Genomic DNA, 23887 nt, shown 5'->3' on the forward strand with positions numbered 1-23887 from the left:
ACTTTATTTCAACTATATAACAGCTAATTCATATAAATTCCTACCCATCATAAATTTATCTATAACTTTGATGATTAATTATAGACCTTCAATATCTTCCCGCAACTTTCTCAATGCTCCATAAATGCGTTTTTCAACGGCTTTAGTGGATATATCTAAAATTGCTGCAATTTCCTTAAATCGTTTTCCCTCGACACGATTCATTAAGAATGCCACGCGTTGGGCTTCGGTTAAATTAGCAAGTGCATTTTGTAGCTTTTTATAGTATTCTTTTTCTTGTAAAACAAATTCTGGCGATTCGTTGGTTGATTTTTTTTGAGGAAGCTTCTCGTATTTCAAAACTACTTTTTGGTGGGCAACTGCATTGAGCATTAAATTATTTGCAGTTGTAAATAAGAAGCTTTTTGCCTTATCGGGAGAAATCTTCCCACAGTTCTGCCACAGTTTTATAAAAGCCTCCTGTACATTGTCCTTTGGGTTTAGATGCTCTCCAAACTTGTAATAAAGAAAATCATGGAGGTTTTTTGAGTGCTTTTTATACAAACGCTCAAACAGGTGCTCTTCGCAAATATGGTCTTGTAAAGGTTGACTCATCATTTTTCGCGTTACAAATTATGAATAAATTTTATAAGCAGGAGGTAGGAGAAATAAATCTTGGATTGTTGTATAATAAAAATTGAATAGCTCCAAATATTATGAAAATGAAAATTAATAAGTTATTACTTTACGCTTTTTTTGCCCTTTTAGCCTTAACGTCTTGTCAAGATGAAGAAGTCGAGGCTATTACTGCAGATGAACAGGAAATTATCCAGTCCGACACACCGTTGGCTGTATTTATGACTAATATTACTTCTAATTATGGTGCATACGATGATATTCTTGACGAATCGAGTTGTTTTTCTATCGAATTGCCTGTAACTATTATAGTGGGAGATGTTACCATTGTTATAGAGACCTTGCAAGATATCGAAGATTTAGAGGAGCTGTTCGAAGAATTCGAAGATGAAGAGGATTTCTTTGATTTTGTTTTCCCTATTACAATAATTTTTAGCGATTATACAGAAATTGTTATCGAAAGCATAGACCAGCTCGAAGGATTTATTGAAGAATGTGATCTTGATGGGTATGAAGACGATAACATTATTGAGTGTGTAGACTTTGTATATCCAATTTCATTCTCGGTATTTAATGCTGATTTCAATATTGTGGATACCATCACTATAGAAAATGACGAAGCCTTGTACAACTTTTTAGAGGATTTGGAAGATGATGAAAATGCCTTAATTGTCAGTTTAAATTATCCTGTAACCTTGGTTTATGCTAACGGAGAAACCGTAACGGTAAATTCTAATCAAGAATTGGCCGATGCTATTGAGGCTGCTGAAGACGATTGCGACGATGACGACGATATTTGCGAAATTGGTCTCGAAGAACTCGAAGCATATTTGTTAGAATGTGCGTTTGAAGTAGAAATTTATAACCAGGAGGAAGATTTAGTTGATACGCTGCAATTTGAGTTTAATGCATCTGGCTCAATAGTAGTGACAGGTGATGCAACAGTGGTTGATGAGGGAGAATGGGATTTGCTGGAAACTGATTTAGGAAATAAGCTAATCATTGAGGGATTACAAACCTTTACCATGGCTAATGGGCTGTGGTTACTCAAAGAATGCGATGAGGATGATGAGCTAGAGTTTGTTAAAGAAACAGATACTGGTGACATAACTATGGAGCTTGAGCTCGATTGCGAAGACGAAGTTTTTGATTGCTTTGATGATTTTGAGTTAGTGGAATGCCTTGGACCTAATAATGAATCAGAATTTAATCTAAGTGCCAATACCGTAGGATTAGTAGATTGTCCTTACGAATTTATCCCATCTTTCCACGTTACTGAAGCGGGTGCTGAAGCTGATATCGATGCTATCGAAAACACGGAATCCTACTGGTCGGCAACAGGAGAAGTGTATCTTAGAATAGAGTCGACTAATGGAAATTTTGAAGTTTTTACAATTTATTTAATTGCTGAAGAGTGCAATTATTTTGAATGTTATGGTAATTACAATCTTACAGTGTGCGATGAAGATGACGGTGCAGAAGATGGTTTTGGAGTGTTCGACCTGAACCTTATTTTTTCGAATTGTCCAAATGATGATGTGGAATATAATTTCTACGCAGCATTAGAAGATGCAGAAAATGAAGTTAATGCATTGGCCAATCCTTTCGTTAATACAATCGTAAGCCCACAATTGATTTATTCTAGAGTTGCATTAGCAGGAGATCCTAGTGCTTATGAAATATTTACCCACGAATTAATTGTCGAAGATTGTTACGCGGATGGCTGTTCAGAACAAGAAGTGGATGCTTACTTGCTAGATTGTATTTGGAACGCTGTAAATTATAATGGTAGTGATAACTTAATGGAATGGAATTTTGATTTTGAAGGTGCCAACAATATAGTTGTGATCTATACCGATACACAGACCATTGATGCTATATGGACCACATCACAATCTGAGGATGGCGTTGTTGTGACTTTTGATGGTGTTTCTGGCCCAAATATTCAAGCCATTACAGGTGAATGGTTGGTTGTAGAATGTAGTGAGGACTTTTTCCACCTAGAACGAGGAGACGATACCCTACTATTACAAAGAAATTGTGATTAATAAAAAGAAACCGCTAAATGAGTTAGTAATTTAGTAAGTTTAAGTTGATGAAGAGGGTTGCCAACCGCTAGGTAGCCCTTTTCTTTTTAGTGAAACTCTCAAATATAGCATTATAGAATTATAGGTATGCAATTCGTTTATCTCTTGTAAATTCTTAAATTTGCATCTTCAAAAAGAGATAAAGATTATGTTCAATAATTTAAGTGAAAAGTTAGATAAAGCGTTACACGTCCTCAAAGGCCACGGAAGTATCACAGAGGTCAATGTTGCAGAAACTTTAAAAGAAGTAAGACGTGCGCTTTTAGATGCCGATGTTAATTTCAAAATTGCTAAAGAATTTACCAATAAGGTAAAGGAAAAAGCATTAGGTCAAAATGTATTGACCACGTTGCAACCAGGACAGTTAATGGTTAAAATCGTCAAAGACGAATTAACCGAACTTATGGGTGGTGATGCAGAAGGGATTAATCTTTCAGGCGACCCTAGCGTTATCTTAATGTCTGGTTTACAAGGTTCTGGTAAGACCACTTTCTCAGGTAAACTTGCCAATTATCTCAAAAGTAAAAAGACTAAAAAACCTCTATTGGTAGCTTGTGATGTTTACCGTCCTGCAGCGATTGATCAGCTTCATGTGGTTGGAGATCAGATCAATGTTGAGGTTTATAGTGATAAAGGAAATAGCGATCCAGTCGCAATTGCGCAAGCTGGTATAGCTCATGCAAAAGCTAATGGTCATAATGTGGTGATTATAGATACGGCTGGTCGTTTGGCAGTCGACGAAGCGATGATGACTGAGATTTCTAATATCCATAAAGCCATTCAGCCTCAAGAAACCTTGTTTGTTGTAGATTCAATGACGGGTCAGGATGCAGTGAATACAGCAAAGGCTTTCAACGATATCCTAAATTTTGATGGTGTTATCCTTACCAAGTTAGATGGTGATACTAGAGGTGGTGCTGCGATTTCCATTAAATCGGTAGTTAATAAACCCATAAAGTTTATCGGTACTGGTGAGAAGATGGAAGCTATTGATGTCTTCTATCCATCGCGTATGGCGGACCGTATTTTGGGAATGGGAGATGTGGTATCTCTTGTTGAGCGTGCCCAAGAGCAATTTGATGAAGAGGAAGCGCGTAAACTTCAGAAAAAAATTGCTAAAAACCAGTTTGGATTCGATGATTTCTTGAAGCAAATTCAGCAAATCAAAAAAATGGGTAACATGAAGGATTTAATCGGAATGATACCTGGTGCTGGTAAAATGATGAAAGGAATAGACATTGATGATGATGCCTTTAAAGGTATTGAAGCCATTATACATTCCATGACACCTGCCGAACGTGCTAACCCATCCATCATAAATGCTAGTCGTAAAAAACGAATTGGTAAAGGTTCTGGGACTTCGGTGCAAGAAGTCAATCAGTTATTGAAACAGTTCACACAAATGAGCAAAATGATGAAGATGATGCAAGGTGGTGGAGGCAAACGCATGATGCAAATGATGAAAAATATGCCGAGATAGTTTAGTTTGCAGTCTCAGATTGCAGTATAGTATTTGTATAATGAATATTTAATATGGGTTTCAAAAAAATCCTCTTGTTATTATTAGTGCCCTTTGTAACTGTTTGCTTAAAAGCCCAAGAGAACGTTGATGAATCTTCATCTGAAGGTATTATAAAAAATGAATGTGACCCAAGTAAGAGTTATCTGGGTAAGTTTATTTTTTCTGTTCCTAAAGATGTGAATATTTACTTTCCAACTACATTTGGTAATGAATACGAAAGAATTGAAAGTCATTGGAATAAAATTTACGATGAAGCTGATTTATATGATACAGAAGTCTTGAATCTATTGACTTGTTCTAATTTGTCAAATTCTCAAAAAGAGTTTTTAATTGATGCAATGAACGGTCTTAAATTAGATGAATATATAAATTTTACAAGTGGATGTTTTTCTAAATACAAAAAGAAAACAATTAGTAAAGACTTACTAACCTATACAATATTTAAACCTGTTTTGACTAAGAACTATTTTGCAAAATATTATGAAAATGCAGAAGTGATCAAATTACTTTCTGATATCAAAAATAATGATCGCATAAAGGGTACTGAAATTGAAAAGAGCATTGATAGTATTTTATCAGGTGAAAGATTAAAAAAGATAACGAAGTTTCATAAAAGTTCCTCAGGACCAATGAGTACGGACATTATTGATAGTTGGTAATTTGGTCTGCAAATGATAAGAATTTTAGAATTGTGGTTGCAATTGAAAACTAATAAAAGATGACTATACTAGACGGAAGAAAGACAAGTAAGGACATAAAAGACGAAATCAAAATCGAAGTTGATAAAATGAAGGCCAATGGTGAAAAAGTACCACATCTCGCAGCCGTAATTGTAGGTAATGATGGTGCAAGTTTAACCTATGTTGGTAGTAAAGTAAGAGCATGCGAACGCGTTGGGTTTGAATCTACTATGGTCCGTTTACCAAATACCACGAGTGAGATAGAATTATTAGATACTATTGATAAATTAAACAACAATGATGATATCGATGGTTTTATTGTTCAATTACCATTGCCACCACAAATTAATACACAAAAGGTCTTAATGGCTGTTCATCCAGATAAGGATGTAGATGGATTTCATCCTATGAATTTTGGGAAAATGGCCTTGGACATGTCCACATTTATTCCAGCGACACCATTTGGCATTCTAGAGCTTATTGACCGTTATGGTGTAGAAACCAAAGGCAAGCATACGGTTGTGATTGGTCGTTCACATATTGTTGGTCGCCCAATGAGTATACTTATGGGCCGTAAAGGCTTTCCAGGAAATTCTACAGTGACATTAACACACAGCCATACCAAAAATATTACACAGATTACGTCTCAAGCAGATATCATAATAACAGCTCTTGGTGTACCAGGCTTTCTAAAAGCAGAAATGGTAAAAGACGATGTCGTAATTATTGATGTAGGTATCACGCGTGTTCCTGATGATTCCGAAAAAGGCTATTACATTACTGGTGATGTCGATTTTGAAAATGTAAGCAAAAAGGCAAGCCATATTACTCCTGTACCTGGTGGAGTAGGACCAATGACTATTGCCATGCTTTTAAAAAATACATTACTTGCCAGAGAAAGACATCGTAGCCAATAGATTTTTTTAAACAAATACATCTGAGAAATAATAAGTATCTTTTACACTAAAACTACTTATTATGAAATTCAGACCATTTATTGCTTTACTTTTCCTGGTTGTTTTTAGTTGTAAAGATGCACGAGTTAAAAATCCTACCAGCATCTTTAAAGTCACAATCTCTCAAGATATTTTTGAAAGCCCCTTAGATGGTAGGTTACTATTGATTTTAGCCGATGATGATAAAGATGAGCCTCGTTTTTTAGTAAGTGAAGGACTTAATGCACAACCCATATTCGGAAAAAATGTTGACGATTTTAACCTGAAAGATGAAGTTGTCTTTGATGAGGACGTTTTTGGTTTTCCATACAGCAGTATTTCCAAGATAAAACCTGGTAAATATTATGTGCAGGCCGTTTTAAATGTTTATGAAACATTCAACCTTTCAACAGGACATACCGTTAAATTACCAATGGATAATGGTGAAGGGCAACAGTGGAATAAGTCACCTGGAAATTTATTTAGCAAGCCATTTGAAATTGAAATTAAGGAAAATGACACTTCAGAATTTAGCATTTTATTAGATCAGGTTATTCCCGAAATTAAAGTCCCAGAGGATACAGAGTGGATTAAGCATATTAAAATGAAATCTGAATTATTGTCTAAGTTTTGGGGACGAGATATGTATTTAGGAGCTCATGTGCTTTTACCCAAGGGTTTTGATGAACATCCTGAAGCCAAATATCCTTTAATGATTTTTCATGGGCACTTCCCGTCAGATTTTGACGGTTTTAGAACGACGCCACCAGATAAAGATTTAGAACCTGATTATTCAGAGCGTTTTGATGTAAAAGGGTATAATAATATTCAACAACAAGAAGCTTATGATTTTTATAGACGTTGGAATGAGCCAGACTTTCCAAGATTTTTAATAGTGGAAATTCAGCATCCTACGCCGTATTATGACGACTCATACGCTGTAAATTCTGAAAGTCAAGGACCCTATGGTGATGCTATAACCTATGAACTTATTCCTCATTTAGAAAAATTGTTTAGAGGCCAAGGTGAAGGTTGGTCCAGATTTTTATATGGTGGTTCCACTGGTGGTTGGGAGGCTTTGGCTGTACAAGTTAAATATCCAGATGAATATAATGGATGTTTTGCCGCCTGCCCAGATCCTATAGATTTTAGGGCATATTGCCTAAATAATATATATGAAGACGACAACGCCTATCACGCCAAAAGTAATCATAAGGACATTGAGATTCCAATGCGCAGAGATTACTTGGGCAATGTCAGTTCTACAGTAAGGGAAGCCAATCATTTAGAGCTTGTTCTTGGCGATAAATCTAGATCTGGAGCGCAATTCGATATTTGGGAAGCGACGTATTCACCACAAAATAATGACGGTTATCCTAAGCGACTATGGGATAAAATGACAGGAGACATTAATCATGACGTTGCTGAATTTTGGAAAGAAAACTATGATTTGAGGTATATTTTAGAGCGTGATTGGGATAGTCTTGGAGATAAATTAAAAGGAAAAATTCATATTTATTGCGGTGATATGGACAATTACTATTTAAATAATGCCGTTTATTTAATGGAAGACTTTTTAGAAAGTACGACAGATCCATATTACGATGGCGAGGTTGATTATGGGGATCGTGCAGAACATTGCTGGAATGGTGATCATGAGAACCCAAATCATATTTCAAGATTACGCTACAATAGCATGTATGTACCTAAAATAATGAAACGTATAGCTGAAAGTGCACCTGCAAATGCAGATTTAACGAGTTGGCGCTACGAGTAATTTAGTTGGCGAATAGCTGGCCTATATCTTTAAAAGCCTTAAATTCTAAAGCATTCCCAGAAGGGTCTTTAAAAAACATCGTAGCTTGTTCTCCGACTTGTCCTTTAAATCGTATGTAAGGTTCAATAATAAAGTTGATACCTTTAGATTTTAAACTGCTTGCAAATTCTTGAAAAGTTTCCCAAGGTAAGACCACACCAAAATGAGGCACAGGTACATCTTTTCCATCTACAGAATTGGTATGCATATCTTCCTCGGTTTTTGGCTTGTAATGAATGACCAATTGATGTCCAAAAAAGTTATAATCTACCCAGTGATTACTACTTCGTCCTTCTTCAAAGTTCAGGATATTAGTATAGAAATTGCGGCATTCTTCTAAGTTTGAGACTGGAATTGCCAAATGGAAAGGTGCAATTTTTGACATGATCTTATGTTATAATATTATCAAAGATACATTAAAAAAAGGCTTGCTAAATATAGAATTTAACAAGCCTAAAACAAATCGATCTAACCATCATCAATCAATTCAATTTTCCTGTTTTTCTTTTATATAATCCATCAAAACTTAATGCCCATGTTTTTCCTTCGTCAGAGCTCGATTCCATCGTTTGTCTAACAGTGTCTTCGGTTTTATCGTAAGTGTATACCATTTTATACCAAACTCCATCCGCTTTAGCAATCAGTTGCATGTCTCCTTCAGAATAGTCATCTGGTTCTTCAAAATGACTCACACTGCCATTAGCTACCCAGTTTTGCTTCCACTTTTTGTATGTAGAATCGTAATAACTAATGGAGCTTCCGCCATTACTATTGGTAGGACGCCAATTTTCTAAAATACCACAGTCGCCATTACTATTGGTAATGCTGCTTTCTGCAACTTTCTGACCATTTACATATACATCCCATTCGCCAACCCAAAAATCAAACTTTCTATAGTTCTCGTCAAACTTACAGGGATTAGCTAGTTTATACATATTGTTTTTTATCTTCTTAAACCGGCTATCTTCCTTTAAGACGTCAAAAGCTTTATCTTCTAATTGTTTAGAAAAACCAACTTGTAGACTATCTAAAGCTTCGAGTTCATGAATTGCTTTATCTGTTTGGTTATCTGCCGAATAACTCTTAGCTAACCAGAGACGTACATAAGGTCCTTTGAGACCACTTTTCTTGGCAATTTCAAAATTTTTAATCGCTTTATTATGCTTACTTAAATAGGCGTAACTAAAAGCCATGTAATAATTAGCCATTGAATCTTTAGAATTCAGTTTTAACTGCTTTTTGGCAGTTTCGATGACCTTTTCAAAGTCTTTGTTTCTAAAGTCGAGTTGATAAGGGTTATTATTTTGAGCAAAATTGAATTGATAAAAAACACCGAGCAGAAGACAAGTGATTTTTTTTTTCATACTTTAATTCTTTATTATTATTTTTTGAGTGATTTTCTTTTCTCCAGATATTACAGAAATAAAGTAAATCCCGTCGTTATAATTGTTAGGAATCCATTCCATTGAATTATCTAGTTTTATATGTTTCAATTGTCTTCCACTTAAATCATTAAATATAATGCTATCGTTGGCATTGACAATATTGGCGTCGAAAGTGAATTTATTTCCAATCGTTGGGAATAAAAAGGGAATTTCTTTTTTGGTCACTTCGGTCAGTGATAAGGTTGCAGATGTGATATAGAAAGCATTGGTATTGATGAGGTTGGCCTCCATTGAAGCTTGGGCATCTATAAAATCCTCTATAAAAGTACCATTGCTATCATACATCTTGATGAGTCCAGTAATACCGTTTCCTATTAAAAAATTTCCGTTTTCTAAAAAGGCAACGCCCTCAGGAGTGCTAAGGCCAGTGATTATGGTGCCAATTAAATTACCTTCGCTGTCAAAACGTTTTACCGAATTGCTGTTATAATCGATTACCCATAGGTCGCCACTTCCCGATTTGTCAAACCAAATATTGGTCGGTCCAGCAAGGTCGGTTTCTGATATAAAAACAGATTCAAATTCACCTTGAGAATTGTAACGATATATTTGTGCAGGAATTGCAGGATTTCCGTTAAAGGGCGGACTTCCATAGGAACTTAAATAAAAATTACCGTCGCTATCCCAATCCAATCCAATACTCAGGGTAGTTCCAGTGTCGGTGAAATTACCAAGAGGTGTCCCATCGAGTGAATATCGCAATACAAATTCTGGTGCAGATTGATTGAACCATTGTAAAACATAAAGTTCATTATTCCTTATATGCATTCGGGTTGGACCGCCTATTCCTGTAGCGAAATCGCCGACATAATTTCCATCGAGATCATATTTTGTGATTTTTCCACTGAATAAGTTTGAAACTAATACACGATGACCTTCATTGGGAATTTCGGCTATGAGTATGTCTTGAGGCCAAGAGAGCTCGACATCGGTAAATAACTCTCCATTTTCCCCATTGTTGTCAAATTTTAAGATTTTATAGTCTGACGTAGGCGTTACATTGGCGGTTATATCACTGACTAAAATGTAGGAACCTTCTGGAAGTTGGGGAAATACTGTAATGGGAAAGAGCATTATTGCGACTATAATGACAAAGTCGTTGAAGGTAATTTTTTTCATGATGGCATATTTTTGTATACTCAAAGCAACATTACAATCTTTACAATAGTGTATAGAATTATAAATGCTTACTTTTTTTGAATTCTGTAGGAGTGCAATTATGCTTCTTTTTAAAGACTTTGTAGAAAGTGACTTTATTGTTAAAACCGACATCAAAATAAATTGTTTTTACACTGTGATCATTATTGTCGGAGATTAAAAGTTTTTCTGCTTCTAATAAACGGTATTCATTGATAAAATTATTGAAGTTTTTGCCAGATTTATTATTAATGATTTTAGATAATAAATGCGTAGAATATCCAACTTTATCCGCCAAGTGAGCTAGTCTCAATTCATTATCTTTAAAAGGTTTTTCAGTTTCAATAAAATTGACCAAATTATTGTAAAATTCGTTGATTAAATCATCTTCAAAATTATCATCTTTGTTCTCTGTTGGGAGAAACAGCTTTGTAAAGAATTCACCATCAAAAATCTGAGGTTCTCTATACACAAAGTAGCCTATCATATAAATGGCCATTGACATAGAAATAGATATCATATAATCCCATTGATTATTGAAGAACGAAAAATTGATTAGGATATAATATGAAATATAAGATAGCAAAAAGAGGCTATAAAGCGCGATTAAAACTTTTACCCAATTATAGCGTATTTTTTGGTACTCAGTTTTAACACTATTGTTCTTTTTTATAAACCATAACATTAAAACAAGGTATAAGACTAAATGAATGATTATAAAAATGTAATTAGACAAAAAAACAAATATCTTGTCTAGTGTTAAATTGTAATTAAAAAGATGTTGAGACCATATAATAATTGTTAAGGCGATAGATAGAAAAGCCAACGCAAAATGTAAATAAAAAAACCTCATTTCCTTGTTGTGAAGTTTTAGTAAATATAAGTAGAGCAGCGGTCCAGAAGAATAATATCCTATGAATTGAAAGGTGTTAAAATAAGGTATTTGAGTGTTATATCTTGTCCAAAACAATACATAAGAAAACAATACTCCCGAAAATGATAGAATTAAAAATGCAATCGGATAGTTACGTCTATTTTTCTTTGCCATAAGAATAATGAATAGAAAAACTCCCATTGCAACAGCAAAGAGAAATCCAGAAGTCCATGTATCAAATGATGGTAATTCTTGCATACCAGACTAATGTATATAATTTTGTGTTGATAAGGTTTATAATTATAATTATTAACTAAGAAATCAATGATTTGATATCAGGAATTATTTCTCGAATAATTCAACCCTATTACCGTCAGGATCTTTAATTATTACCATCTCTTTGCCTAGATGTTTATCGATAACAATAGTTCCGTGAAACTGGACTCCTAATTTTTTAAGATGTTCTACCCTAGTATCAAACTCATCAAGTAAAAATCCAATTTTAAAGAAACCGTTAATAAAAGTTTTTTTCGGTTGGTCTTTTAGTAATTCATTTGCCGTAACTGATGATTTCAATTCAATTAATTCTATTAGAATATCACCACAAACAATGTTTACCTGTCTTAGTTGTTTATTCTCAGATTCATATTTGTTAATGGTTTTAAACCCAAGGTTTTTCTTACACCAATTTATAGAAATATCAATATCCTCGACAACTATTGCGGAGAAGTAAGCTTCTGGATGTGGTAGACTTTTTTCTTGTGCGAATCCAAAATATGTTAAAACAAGGAAATATAATAGTATCGTATTTTTCATATAATTTAGGTATTGTTTAAATGAGACAATTATATAATCTGAAGAGTTAAATGTGCCTAGTTCGCAACCCTATTCCATATATCTAGATAAATCTTCCAGTCGTCACCAACTCTTTTCCATATGATAACATACTTGCCTTTCCAAGAACTTTCTTTTTTATCCTTGGTCAGTGTTTTGCCTTCGTAATAGCCATAATCATAGGCGATATCATTTTCTATATGTATTTCTTCAGGTGTAACTTTATGATAAAGGGTTTTTACACCGTTAGGTAAAATCCAGTATTGTTTCAAATCTTTTTTTCCAGATAGAATCATTCGATTATTTGGGAAGATTTTACCATCGTCAGTGTATAGGTTAACCAAAGTTTCAATATCTCCATCCATATAGGCTTTTGAAAAAGCTTTTGTATTCTTTTTAATAATATCTAAATCAGAGTCAGTTAGAGTCGCTCGTTTACAATCAATTTTCCATGTAGGAAATATGATTTTTTCTGTGTTATCCACCCATTCGCCAATCCATTTGTAACCTAAATCACTAATGTCATAAAAGGTCAATCGGTAGAATCCCTCCATACCATTCGGTACTTTTTGATTGCGATACAATATGATGTTTCCATCGTCTTTCTTGCCTCCTTCCCAAGTGGGTAAACTGGTTGATGGGGAGCCAGACGAATAATAATGCACATACCACTTACTACTGTCGGCAATAAATTGGCGAATACTACCAGAATGTTTGCCATCAACTTTTAAAGTTTCGTCCTGCACGGCCATACCGTTCATTATGTATTTCCATTCCCAAGTCATGTCTACGGCTTCTGCCCAAGTTTGGTCCTGATTTCGTGTTACGGATTTGCAATTACATTTTCCGATTAGGCCTTCAAAATCCTTGATTTGTTCTGGAGCTTTAGGATTAGGTAAACCATAAGGGTTGGTATCGGAAGCCGAATACTCACTTTGGGAAAAACTAAAAATTGAGACAAAAAAAATGAAGATCAAGATTGATTTCATAATGTTATGATGATTGATTAATACTTTTAAAGTTAAAAATCAATCAGGCAACCGATTTGTTAATTGGGATATAATTAACGTCTGCTTTTTCTTGAACGCTTTTGTGTTGGCTCGAAAGTTTTTTTAGAATCACTAATAAGTGCGCTAAGCGTTTTAAACTCTTCTTCAGTGAGTTCACGATATTGCCCAACTGGCATATCGAGCTTAATATTCATAATTCTAATTCGCTTAAGGGTTTTTACCTCATAATTCAAATACTCGCACATACGACGTATCTGACGATTCAGGCCTTGGGTAAGGATAATACTAAACCTGTACTTGTCTATTTTTTTAACCTCACATTTTTTGGTGCGTTGTTTTAGCTCTTCAATATAAATGCCACCTGCCATACGTTCGATAAAGGTTTGTGAAATCGCTTTGTCAACAGTGACCACATATTCTTTTTCGTGATTATTGCTAGCGCGAAGAATCTTATTAACGATATCACCATCGTCTGTTAAAAGAATGAGCCCTTCACTGGGTTTGTCTAAGCGACCTATCGGAAAAATACGTTTTGGGTAGCTGATAAAATCAATAATATTATCTTTTTCTACGCGCGTATCCGTAGTGCAAACAATACCTACAGGTTTATTAAAAGCCAAGTAGACAAAGTCTCTTTTGCGTTCTCCTATAATCTCATCATCAACTTTTACCACATCATCTGGTGCTACTTTTGTACCCATTTCTGGAACGATATCATTAATAGTGACACGACCAGCATCAATTAAACGATCAGCTTCACGACGTGAGCAATAACCAGCTTCACTGAGGTATTTATTAAGACGAACTAAGTGGTCTGACATGATGTAAAGGTACGACAAAGATTATCCATTTATAAATTCAATAATCTTTGGAGTTAGGGATGCATCTTTTAAGCCATGGCCAAAACCACTCGTGCTAATCAATTCAGCATTTTTATAGCGGTTGGCGAATAGCAAGGCGTCTTCGTAAGGAATCACCTTATCATTTTTGTCGTGAATAATCAAGCCCCTCGCTTTTATGGATTTTGTAAAATTGGCGGCAGAAAAATAGTCCACAGGCTTACCAAACCGTTCCAATACAATATTGTCTAATCCATTAGAGATACGTTTGTTATAACCCATTAAGGATTTATATCTGGTGAAAACTCCTGTAAAATGTGCTGGCGCACCAAGTAAAATCATTTTTTTAACTGAATCCAATGGATAATTATGCATAAAGAACACACTAGCCATACCACCAACGGAATGACCTATAATGATCTCAGGTTGAAATTTCTGTGCAATACTATTAATGCATTCTGAATATAAGACAGCATTGAATCGTTTTCCGTCAGATCGACCATGTGCTGGTGCATCTAAAGCAATAATATTATAATTCTGAGCTTTGAGATCATTCAAGATATAACTCCATCGTGATGCATTGCTTTCCCAACCATGAGCCAATAAAACGGTTTTCCCTTTGCCATTCCAGCGATAAGTAGCTATTGTTGAGCCATCATAAATGACCTCTTCAAATAAAGCTGTGTTGACGACTTTTCGCTGTTGATCTGTATACCTGCCTTTGCGAGGTGAAGCAAATAAATTTAAGGCCTTTTTTGAGGCGTATTTCGATGAAATTAAACTGGTTGCATTTAATGCGCTGCCTATGGATTTTATGACAAAACTACTCATACTACGACGTTTCTCTATGTACGGAATCCATTGAAAATGCAGGTAAGCAAATGGCAATATATTCGCAAGGTTCTGTAAATGGATTGGAGTATTGTAATCGAGTATGCTTATTTACTTTTATAGATTCTCCTGCTTCAAGAACTAAAGTTTCACCCTCTATAATGAACTGTTTTTTTCCCTTAATAATGAATGTGTATTCATCAAATTCTGGTGTTTGAAAAGGTTCACTCCAACCAGGTGGTGCAACCATATGTGCTATGCTTATTTGAGAATTGCCATCACTGGCTAAACCAAAATGTTCTTTTATAGTTTTGCCATCATCAGTGGGTACAATAAAAGGTGATGCTTGTAATGTGTATTTTTTTCCCGCTTTCATATACTTTTTCAGTTTAACTTCAAAGTGTTTATGGTATTACCTTTTAGGCCAAAGCCTTAACATATACTTTGTGAACCGAAGTCTTGGTGTTTTCTTCGTGAACCGTACCCTAGGCTACGGTTCACCAATGGACCATAAAGAATTTAATCTTTGCCTTTTCGGGAATTTGAATGGGATCAATGGTCATGTCCATATCAAACCTTAGGCTAGCTGGTAACTCTTTTTTGTCTATAGTGAATGATGCATTGATTTCGTTTATTGATACAACTATTGAATTAATTAAATTATCAATTTTTGAAATCTTATAAGCTTCTTTTATGTCCTTAAATGTACTCAACTTAGAGATATTCTTTTCGGTTTTATAACGCTCGTCAATAATTCGTACACTGGTAATCACCGAAGTGGAATCTAAAGCTTCTTTGGGTGATAGGTCCAAAAGTTTTTTTCCTCCCTTTTCAAAAACTTCAATCGTATTAACTGAACCTGCAAATTCATCACCAGCAATATATCTCACTACAGAGTCATTACTAAAAATAGCATCAAGGTCCTTAACTTGGGTAGAGTCTGTCAATAATCCAATATGATGTTTTTCAATTAAGAAAGGGTCTGGTGCTTTATCTTTTGCACAACTAGATAAGAGTATAGCGCTTATTGTTAAGGCAAATAAAAAATTCTTCATTACTTAGATTTAGGGTTAATTATTTAAGCATCTTGGTCAAAATTCCTAAAACACTTCGTATGACTGTTGGGCTAGATAATACTTTAACGATGGGATTTTGCCGACTACTACGCCTTCTACTGGCGCTAGATTTTCTTTTGCTTTCTGCTTTTTTAAGTGCTTCTTGCTCTTCTTTGGCCTTACGCTTTGCTTCTTCTGCCTCTGCTTGCTTTATTTTTTCATTTAGCATTTCGTAAGCGCTTTCGCGATCTATTTCTTTATTATATTTTCTCGCTAATTGCGATTGTGCTAATAAACTACCAAGTTCTGATTCAGTTAAAATATCCATACGGCTCATTGGTGCACGCATCATGGTAGCTGCAAGTAGTGTCGGTTTTCCTTTTTCGTTTAAAGCGGAAACCAAAGCTTCTCCAATACCCAAGGAGGTTAGGACTTCAGCCGTATCGTAGTATTCTGTATCAGGATAGTTTTGAGCTGTTAATTTTATGGCTTTTCTGTCTTTTGCCGTGAATGCTCTTAATGCATGTTGCACTTTTAATCCTAATTGTCCTAAAACAGCTTCAGGAACATCTGTTGGATTTTGAGTGACAAAATATAAGCCAACACCTTTACTTCGGATAAGTTTAACGATGCTTTCTATCTGATTTAAAAGGGCATCTGAAGCTTCGTTGAAAATCAAATGTGCTTCATCTATAAACATAATGAGTTTAGGTCTGCCACTATCTCCTTGCTCAGGAAAGGTGGAATAAATTTCTGCCAATAAACTCAACATAAAGGTTGAAAATAACTTTGGCTTATCCTGAATATCAGTGAGCCTGATGATATTGATGTAACCTCTGCCATTTTCATCGATTCGCAGTAAATCCTGAGTATCAAAAGACGTCTCGCCAAAGAATAAATCACCGCCTTGTTGTTCAATTTCAATAAGTTTCCTTAAGATTGCTCCAGTCGATGCTGTAGAAATACGCCCATAGGCTTCTTCAAATTCTTTTTTGCCTTCACCAGTGGCATATTGAAGAATTTTCTTAAAATCCTTTAAGTCTAACAGTGGCAATTTATTATCGTCACAATATTTAAAGATTACAGAAATAATTCCTGCTTGCGTTTCGGTAACGCCCAAAATCCTAGAAATTAAAACTGGGCCAAACTCACTTATCGTAGCACGCAATCGCACTCCATCTTGTTCAGAGAGAGTTAAAATCTCAACAGGAAAAGATTTTGGCTCAAAAGGGAGTCCTATTTTTTCATGACGTTCATCAATTTTGGGATGTCCTGGACTCGCTTTTGCCAAACCGCTTAAATCACCCTTAATATCCATAAGCAACACAGGAACTCCTTTCTCCGACAAGTTTTCGGCCAATACCTGTAAAGTCTTTGTTTTTCCCGTTCCTGTGGCACCAGCGATTAAACCGTGGCGATTCATAGTTTTTAAAGGCACATTTACGTAAGCATTCGTCTTGGTTTCACCATCAAGCATTGCGGCACCTAAAGTGATATAGTCACCTTTAAATGTGTTGCCTTCGGCAATGTCATTTATGAATTTATCAGAATTCGTCATCGATCAGAAAATTTGCATAAAAATAATGTAATTTTGGGAAACTACCTTGAAGAAAACCTAGAGTATATGAAGTCTATATGTTCAATTTATTGTCTGTTCGTTTTTATGATTTTCCAATCTTGTGATGATACAAAATCAGAAATTATATTTCATAAGTCGCACGAACCAAGTAGAGCAAATGTGCCTTTTAGTGATGCAGTAGAAACAGGTGATTTTTTGTTCTTAACTGGCCAGATAGGAAAAGACCACAAAAAAGGGGAACTGGTTTCAGGTGGTATAGAGGCTGAAACCAAACAAACGATCGAAAACATAAAAGCTGTTTTAGAGCATCATGGTCTGTCTTTAAATCATGTCGTAAAGTGTACTGTAATCTTAGAAGATATCAATGATTTTAAAGCCTTCAATTCGGTATATACCACCTATTTTACAAGAAAGCCTGCACGTACTACTTATGCCGCTGCAGGTTTAGCTGGCGGTGCCAGTATTGAAATAGATGTTATTGCAGCAAAGACAAAATAAAGTTTAAGAAAATTCTGAATATTTGGTATAAAAATTGATGAGTAAAAACAAGTTAATCTAAACCTTATCAATTATGAAATTACCTGTTTTATTTATCCTATTAATTTTTACAACTTTTACATTCAGTCAAGAAAATGATGAAAGATTCAACCTTGAAAAAGGCAGCTTCATTTTTGAAGGTGACTTTTCTGTAAACACACAAAATAACGAGTTATCCCTTGAAGGCAGTCAAGATTCCGATAGTGAGCAATTTAATTTTAGTCTTGCACCAAAAATTGGATATGCAATTGATGATAATTTGATACTTGGTTTGGGTTTGGGTTATGGGTATTCAAAATTTGAATCTACGCCTTTTAGTAATCAGCTTAACGCAACCAATGAATCGACCTCTAATTCATTTAGTTTTTTCCCATATGTTAAAAAATTCTTCCCTGTAGGAAAAAAGTTAGCATTTCATGCACAAGGTGAGGTAAGATTTACATTCGGAAACACAAGCTTCGAAAATGGTGATGACATTGAAAGAGACACAGATTCAAATGCTATTTTTATCGGATTTAGACCAGGATTCAATTATGAGATTACCAATAATATTTTGATACATGCTAATTTTGGTTCATTGGGTTATACAAGATTTAAGAATGAGGGGGAAAATGACTTTGAGCAAGAGTCAGAGAGTTTTAGATTTGATTTAGGGACGTCGACCTTGCAATTTGGCTTTGCTCTTGTGTTTTAAATTGGTTGATTGATGCTAGATATTTAAGCTTTAATAAAGACTTTTAAATATCTTTGCAAACCATGACGAGACGAGAACGACAAGAATTAATAGACAAAGGGCTTTTGCTGCCTTTAATGGAAGAGTTTTATACCATTCAAGGTGAAGGCTATCATAAAGGTACTGCGGCCTATTTTGTGAGAATTGGTGGTTGTGATGTGGGTTGCCATTGGTGCGATGTAAAAGAAAGTTGGTTGGCGGAATTACATCCACCTACAGCGACCGAAAAGATTGTCGCCAATGCCGTGAAGTATAGTAATACTATTGTTGTTACAGGTGGAGAGCCATTGACTTGGGATATGGGGCCATTAACAGCACAGCTAAAGGCAAAAGGAGTACAAACACATATAGAAACGTCTGGTGCATACAAATTGACTGGGAAGTGGGATTGGATTTGTTTGTCACCAAAAAAAGTAAAGCTTCCTAAAGAAGGAATTTATGATAAAGCCCATGAATTAAAATGTATTGTCTACAATAAAGATGATTTTAGATTTGCGGAAGAACAGGCTTCTAAGGTGAATGAAGATTGTATATTATATTTACAACCCGAATGGAGCAAACGCGAAAAAGTGATGCCCTTAATTGTGGATTATGTGATGACCAACCCTAAATGGAAAGTTTCACTTCAAACACATAAATATTTGAATATACCATAATAAAAAAGCGTTGAAATTCAACGCTTTTTTTGGGTACAATTCAGTAATTATTTTGATACAGGAACAGCAACTCGGATTTTGCCCCAACCCATATGCATGTGTCCATCGTTAAAGGTAATAGAAAACGCTTCTAGACTATTTTTGCCTTCCATAACGTTGACTTTCACTCTGGCAACATCATTATCTTTGTTATAGGAATAAGCTCCCCAAGCATGCAAATCGCTGTTCAAAATAATAGTCCATTCTTTGTCGCCTGCAATTGTGAAAAGAGAGTACGTTCCTGCTTTAATGGTATCACCTCCAAAGTTAACGTCGCTGTAAAATGTAATCTCTGCAGATTCATTGGCGCCAGTTCTCCAAACTTTATCTTTTTGAGTAAGTTCTTTGGCGTCTCTACCTTTAAGTTGAGGTCTACTGTAAATTACTCTAGCAATTGGAGGTGCGTTTCTTGAGGTTTTGTAATACGATACATCTAATGGGCTCTTGTCCAATCCTGCAAATTTTTGTGCTTCCGCATTAAATGACATAAACATTAAAAATGCAAAAGTAATGGTTGTAATTAGTTTTGTTGTTTTCATAATAAATGGTGTGATTTTATTTATAATAAAATTAGATATTGTTAAAAGAAAAGGTCGAAAAGAAATACTAAAGTTTACAGATTAAAAGTTAAACTCCCTATTTATCTCAATTCAATATCAAAATTGAACTATTTTAAGTATTAAAGTAATGATTTGTTATTGATTATGTATTTTATATTTAATAAATGAAAGTTTATTCTAATATTTGCTTCATAATTAATAATAAAAACAAAAGTTATGTGCGGAATAGTATGTGCGTTCGATATAAAGCAAAAATCAGAAGTATTAAGACCCCAAGTCTTAGAGATGGCAAAGACCATTCGTCACCGAGGTCCAGATTGGAGTGGAATTTATAGTGATGATAAAGCCATATTGGCTCATGAACGTTTGGCGATTGTTGACCCAGCTTCTGGAAAGCAACCTTTATTCAGTGAAGATAAAAAATTGATTCTTGCGGCAAATGGTGAAATCTATAACCATAGGAAGTTGCGTGCCCAGTTTCCAGACTATAAGTTTCAGACCGAAAGTGATTGTGAAGTCATTCTTGCGTTTTACAAAGAAAAAGGACATGAATTTGTAGACGAGATGAATGGCATTTTTGGTTTTGCAATTTATGATGCAGAAAAGGATGAATATTTCATTGCTAGGGATCATATGGGCATTATTCCGTTATATATGGGTTGGGATAAGTATGGAACATTCTATGTGGCTTCAGAATTAAAAGCTTTAGAAGGAGTTTGTACAAAGATTGAATTGTTTCCTCCAGGTCATTATTTGAGCAGTAAAGATGGCGAGTTGGTACAATGGTATAAGAGAGATTGGGAAGATTATAATGCTGTAAAAGATAATGAAGCCAGTATTGCTGAGGTAAGACAGGCTTTAGAGGATGCCGTACATAGACAGCTAATGAGTGATGTGCCTTATGGTGTATTGTTGTCAGGTGGATTAGATTCTTCCGTAACTTCAGCAATTGCCAAAAAATATTCACAGCGTCGTATTGAAGCTGACGATAAAGAACAAGCCTGGTGGCCACAATTGCATAGTTTTTCTGTAGGCTTAGAAGGTTCACCAGATTTGGCCGCAGCTAAAAAAGTAGCCGACCATATAGGTACCGTTCACCATGAGATTAAATTTACCATTCAAGAAGGCTTAGATGCTATTAAGGATGTAATTTATCAATTGGAAACCTATGATATTACAACCATAAGAGCAAGTACACCTATGTATCTTATGGCACGTGTTATCAAATCTATGGGAATTAAAATGGTGTTGTCTGGTGAAGGAGCTGACGAGTTATTTGGAGGTTATTTGTACTTTCATAAAGCACCAAATGCTAAGGAGTTCCACGAAGAAACCGTTAGAAAATTAAGTAAACTCCATATGTACGATTGCTTAAGAGCCAACAAGAGCTTAGCTGCTTGGGGAATCGAAGGTCGTGTACCATTTTTGGATAAAGAATTTATGGATATTGCTATGCGCATCAATCCAAAAGATAAAATGATTACTTCAGACCGTATGGAAAAATGGGTTGTAAGAAAGGCCTTTGAAGATATGTTACCGGAAAGTGTAGCGTGGAGACAAAAAGAGCAATTCAGTGATGGAGTAGGTTACAGTTGGATTGATACCTTAAAGGAAATTGTTGAGAAGGAGATAAGCGATGAGCAAATGGCTAATGCACACTTCCGTTTTCCTATACAAACTCCACAAAACAAAGAAGAATATTATTACAGAACGATTTTTGAAGAACATTTCCCAAGTGATGCGGCAGCATTAAGTGTGCCTCAAGAGCCAAGTGTGGCCTGCAGTACCAAAATTGCCCTAGAATGGGATGAAGCCTTCAAAAACATGAATGATCCTTCAGGAAGAGCAGTTGCAAAAGTACACGAAGATGCGTATTAAATAATTTAAGATATTGTTTATGGGATGTTGAAAAAGCATCCCTTTTTTATTTTAGTAACCCCTTTACAAATGCTTCTTTAATTAGTCCTGCTGTATTGCGAACTCCAAACTTTTGCAACAGATTCTTACGATGACTCTCTACGGTCTTAGTACTTATAAATAATTGTTCTGAAATCTCATTATTGGTAAGTTCATTGGCCACACATTCTAAAATCTCCTGCTCTCGCCTTGTAAGTTGAGGAATAAAAGATGATGACTGTACCCCAATACTTTCGTTTAGTAGTTTATCCTTGAGGATTTTTGGTAAATAGGTGTTTCCAGAATGTATTGTTTTAATGGCCTCTATAAGTTCGTCTTTACAGGTGTTCTTCAATAAATACCCATTAGCGCCATTTCGCATCATATTTTTAATAAAGCTCGTATCACTGTAATTCGATAATCCTATAATCGAAATATCTGGGTAGGTTTTCGAGATAAAACCGCACAATTCTATACCATTGCTTTTGGGTAGATTGATATCTAATAGTAAGACATCGGGTTTTACCAATTTTAGATGATCGAGTAATTCTTCACCTTTGTTAAATGTATGAGAGACCGAGATATTTGGTGTGTCGGCTAACATGGTCTCAATACCTTTTAATACCATCGTATGGTCATCTAAAATAATTACATCAATCATCTCTTAATTCGTTGGTATTTATATTGACGGTAAAGGTGCTACCTTTGGAATTGGAATCTACGGAAAAATCAGCATTAAGAAGAGCGACACGAGACTCAATATTTTTAAACCCTATGCCTTTATATGTTTTGGTAGTATCAAAGCCAATACCATTATCTTCAACAGTGATATAAAGGTTTTCATGATGACAGTTAATTTGAACAAGGGCCTTTGTGGCTTCGGAGTGCTTAACAATATTGGTTACTAATTCTTGTACAATTCTGTAAATAGCAGTCTCGGCATCTTTATTAAGTTTTAGGTATTCACCATATAGCTGAAAGTTTATTTTGATGGTATTGGTACTAGATATTTTAGAGCTGAATTGTTGCAGGGCCTCAATAAGATTGAAATTTTGCAAGGATGGTGGTACCAAATTATGTGAGATATGACGTACCTGATCTATTGCATTATCCAACATGCTTATAGCCATGCAAAAGGCCTCTTCTTCCTTAGGTTTAAATTTGTTTTGGTCGATAGAGGTCATTTTATATTTAATGACCGATAGGTCTCCGTTAATACCGTCATGAAGATCTTGAGCAATACGTTTGCGTTCATTCTCTTCACCGGCAATTAGTGCTTCAAGTTTGCTGAGCTCTTTTTGAGCAACGAGGGTTTCAATTTCTTTATTTTTTAGTTTCTGTTTCTGTCTGTAGAACAGCCATATTCCTAAACTTGAGATGAAGAGTAAGATACCCACAAACAGCGAAAGACGGAACTGACTCTGTCGTTTAAGAATTGTATTTTCCTTTTGATTCAAAGCTAACTTCTGACTTGCTATTTCTTCGTCTTTCACTTTACTTTCATATTTAATCTGAAGGTCATTTATACTTTTTAGATTTTTTTGCTGATAAATGCTATCCTTTAATTCATTGGCCAACTTGTAACTATCTAGGGCCAGTTTGTAATCTTTTTTTTCCTGATACAACAGAAATAATTGTTCGTTAACGTATTGCCTTATGGCTTTGGACTGAATGTTCTTTTTAATGGCCTCTTTTAGGTAATATTCACTTTTCTCATAATTTTTTGCAAACCGATACGCTTCGCCCAGATTGGTTAAAGTTTCAATCTGCTCTTTTTTAAAATTGTGCTTGATTTGTATTGAAAGCGCCTGTTTATATAAATCTATGGCTTCGGTATACTTGCCTTGCAATACATAAAGTCTTGCAATATCCATCTTGTTGATGGCTATTCCCCAGTTGTTTTGGCTTTGCTCATCTATTTCGAGTGAATTTTTAAAACAGGCTATGGCCTTATTATAATTGCCAGTGATGGCATATACATTGCCAAGATTCCCATATGCATTCGATAAGCCATTTGTATGGTTGGTTTCATTGTAGATATCGATTACTCGCTCATAGCTTTCAATAGCTTTTGGGTAGTCTTTAAGGTTTTTTTGCACGATACCAACGCTATTTATTACCACACCAACACTTTTTAAATCGTTAAGAAATTCATATAGTTCTATAGATTGATAGTACTCTTGAAGACTTTTTTTAAAGTCGCCTTT

General features: G+C 35.1%; 24 protein-coding genes. 9 read left to right on the forward strand and 15 right to left on the reverse strand.

Going from position 1 to position 23887, the window contains the following annotated elements:
* Positions 1 to 78: 78 nt before the first annotated feature.
* On the reverse strand, positions 79 to 594 hold the full coding sequence (locus Q0992_RS06825; protein ID WP_299521609.1) for a sigma-70 family RNA polymerase sigma factor: 516 nt from the start codon (positions 592 to 594) through the stop codon (positions 79 to 81).
* 107 nt (positions 595 to 701) lie between these two features.
* Here Q0992_RS06825 and Q0992_RS06830 point away from each other — a divergent pair, with 107 nt between their 5' ends.
* The 5 genes from Q0992_RS06830 to Q0992_RS06850 all read left to right on the forward strand — a co-directional run bounded on the left by Q0992_RS06830 (position 702) and on the right by Q0992_RS06850 (position 7616).
* Positions 702 to 2663, forward strand: coding sequence for a hypothetical protein (locus Q0992_RS06830; protein WP_299521587.1), 1962 nt, complete (start codon positions 702 to 704; stop codon positions 2661 to 2663).
* A 187-nt stretch (positions 2664 to 2850) separates the two neighbouring features.
* Positions 2851 to 4182, forward strand: coding sequence for a signal recognition particle protein (gene ffh, locus Q0992_RS06835; protein ID WP_299521588.1), 1332 nt, complete (start codon positions 2851 to 2853; stop codon positions 4180 to 4182).
* 74 nt (positions 4183 to 4256) lie between these two features.
* Entirely contained in the window at positions 4257 to 4883 is a 627-nt protein-coding gene (locus Q0992_RS06840; RefSeq protein ID WP_299521589.1) for a hypothetical protein, read from the forward strand.
* Between the two features lie 59 nt (positions 4884 to 4942).
* Positions 4943 to 5821 carry a bifunctional 5,10-methylenetetrahydrofolate dehydrogenase/5,10-methenyltetrahydrofolate cyclohydrolase gene (locus Q0992_RS06845; RefSeq protein ID WP_299521590.1) on the forward strand — a complete coding sequence of 293 codons (879 nt, stop codon included), beginning with the start codon at positions 4943 to 4945 and terminating at the stop codon, positions 5819 to 5821.
* A gap of 61 nt (positions 5822 to 5882) precedes the next feature.
* Positions 5883 to 7616 carry an alpha/beta hydrolase-fold protein gene (locus Q0992_RS06850; RefSeq protein ID WP_299521591.1) on the forward strand — a complete coding sequence of 578 codons (1734 nt, stop codon included), beginning with the start codon at positions 5883 to 5885 and terminating at the stop codon, positions 7614 to 7616.
* 1 nt (position 7617) lies between these two features.
* Here Q0992_RS06850 and Q0992_RS06855 read toward each other — a convergent pair whose 3' ends face one another.
* From Q0992_RS06855 to Q0992_RS06905, 11 genes are all read right to left on the reverse strand, one after another.
* The gene (locus Q0992_RS06855) at positions 7618 to 8040 is read right to left on the reverse strand and encodes a VOC family protein (RefSeq protein ID WP_299521592.1); all 423 of its coding nucleotides are present in this window, start codon (positions 8038 to 8040) and stop codon (positions 7618 to 7620) included.
* Positions 8041 to 8137: 97 nt separating this feature from the next.
* On the reverse strand, positions 8138 to 9019 hold the full coding sequence (locus tag Q0992_RS06860; protein WP_299521593.1) for a hypothetical protein: 882 nt from the start codon (positions 9017 to 9019) through the stop codon (positions 8138 to 8140).
* Positions 9020 to 9022: 3 nt separating this feature from the next.
* Complete coding sequence (locus tag Q0992_RS06865) at positions 9023 to 10219, reverse strand: T9SS type A sorting domain-containing protein (protein ID WP_299521594.1); 1197 nt, start codon at positions 10217 to 10219, stop codon at positions 9023 to 9025.
* 58 nt (positions 10220 to 10277) lie between these two features.
* Entirely contained in the window at positions 10278 to 11369 is a 1092-nt protein-coding gene (locus tag Q0992_RS06870; RefSeq protein WP_299521595.1) for a helix-turn-helix domain-containing protein, read from the reverse strand.
* Between the two features lie 84 nt (positions 11370 to 11453).
* The gene (locus tag Q0992_RS06875; RefSeq protein ID WP_299521596.1) at positions 11454 to 11927 is read right to left on the reverse strand and encodes a VOC family protein; all 474 of its coding nucleotides are present in this window, start codon (positions 11925 to 11927) and stop codon (positions 11454 to 11456) included.
* A gap of 56 nt (positions 11928 to 11983) precedes the next feature.
* A complete protein-coding gene (locus Q0992_RS06880; protein ID WP_299521597.1) occupies positions 11984 to 12934 on the reverse strand; it encodes a nuclear transport factor 2 family protein in 951 nt (316 codons plus the stop codon).
* Positions 12935 to 13008: 74 nt separating this feature from the next.
* Positions 13009 to 13776 carry a 23S rRNA pseudouridine(2604) synthase RluF gene (gene rluF / locus Q0992_RS06885; RefSeq protein WP_299521598.1) on the reverse strand — a complete coding sequence of 256 codons (768 nt, stop codon included), beginning with the start codon at positions 13774 to 13776 and terminating at the stop codon, positions 13009 to 13011.
* Between the two features lie 21 nt (positions 13777 to 13797).
* Positions 13798 to 14625, reverse strand: coding sequence for an alpha/beta hydrolase (locus Q0992_RS06890; protein WP_299521599.1), 828 nt, complete (start codon positions 14623 to 14625; stop codon positions 13798 to 13800).
* Position 14626: 1 nt separating this feature from the next.
* On the reverse strand, positions 14627 to 15001 hold the full coding sequence (locus tag Q0992_RS06895; protein WP_299521600.1) for a cupin domain-containing protein: 375 nt from the start codon (positions 14999 to 15001) through the stop codon (positions 14627 to 14629).
* 121 nt (positions 15002 to 15122) lie between these two features.
* Entirely contained in the window at positions 15123 to 15680 is a 558-nt protein-coding gene (locus tag Q0992_RS06900; RefSeq protein WP_299521601.1) for a hypothetical protein, read from the reverse strand.
* Between the two features lie 19 nt (positions 15681 to 15699).
* Positions 15700 to 17238, reverse strand: a complete 1539-nt coding sequence (locus Q0992_RS06905) for a helicase HerA-like domain-containing protein (RefSeq protein ID WP_299521602.1) — start codon at positions 17236 to 17238, stop codon at positions 15700 to 15702.
* A 66-nt stretch (positions 17239 to 17304) separates the two neighbouring features.
* Between Q0992_RS06905 and Q0992_RS06910 the strand changes: the two genes are divergently transcribed.
* The 3 genes from Q0992_RS06910 (at position 17305) to Q0992_RS06920 (ending at position 19185) form a co-directional block, all read left to right on the forward strand.
* Entirely contained in the window at positions 17305 to 17757 is a 453-nt protein-coding gene (locus tag Q0992_RS06910; RefSeq protein ID WP_299521610.1) for a Rid family detoxifying hydrolase, read from the forward strand.
* 73 nt (positions 17758 to 17830) lie between these two features.
* Positions 17831 to 18490, forward strand: a complete 660-nt coding sequence (locus tag Q0992_RS06915) for an outer membrane beta-barrel protein (protein ID WP_299521603.1) — start codon at positions 17831 to 17833, stop codon at positions 18488 to 18490.
* 62 nt (positions 18491 to 18552) lie between these two features.
* Entirely contained in the window at positions 18553 to 19185 is a 633-nt protein-coding gene (locus Q0992_RS06920) for a 7-carboxy-7-deazaguanine synthase QueE (protein WP_299521604.1), read from the forward strand.
* 47 nt (positions 19186 to 19232) lie between these two features.
* Here Q0992_RS06920 and Q0992_RS06925 read toward each other — a convergent pair whose 3' ends face one another.
* Entirely contained in the window at positions 19233 to 19763 is a 531-nt protein-coding gene (locus Q0992_RS06925) for a DUF2911 domain-containing protein (protein ID WP_299521605.1), read from the reverse strand.
* 237 nt (positions 19764 to 20000) lie between these two features.
* Between Q0992_RS06925 and asnB the strand changes: the two genes are divergently transcribed.
* The gene (gene asnB, locus Q0992_RS06930) at positions 20001 to 21662 is read left to right on the forward strand and encodes an asparagine synthase B (protein ID WP_299521606.1); all 1662 of its coding nucleotides are present in this window, start codon (positions 20001 to 20003) and stop codon (positions 21660 to 21662) included.
* Between the two features lie 46 nt (positions 21663 to 21708).
* Here the strand turns inward: asnB and Q0992_RS06935 are convergent, their stop codons facing one another.
* Positions 21709 to 22341, reverse strand: a complete 633-nt coding sequence (locus tag Q0992_RS06935) for a response regulator transcription factor (protein ID WP_299521607.1) — start codon at positions 22339 to 22341, stop codon at positions 21709 to 21711.
* Positions 22334 to 23887, reverse strand: a 1554-nt coding sequence (locus Q0992_RS06940) for a sensor histidine kinase (protein WP_299521608.1), incomplete at its 5' end; no start/stop codon positions are given. The genes Q0992_RS06940 and Q0992_RS06935, both read right to left, overlap by 8 nt.

Source organism: Winogradskyella sp. (assembly GCF_028289625.1).
Lineage (GTDB): Bacteria > Bacteroidota > Bacteroidia > Flavobacteriales > Flavobacteriaceae > Winogradskyella.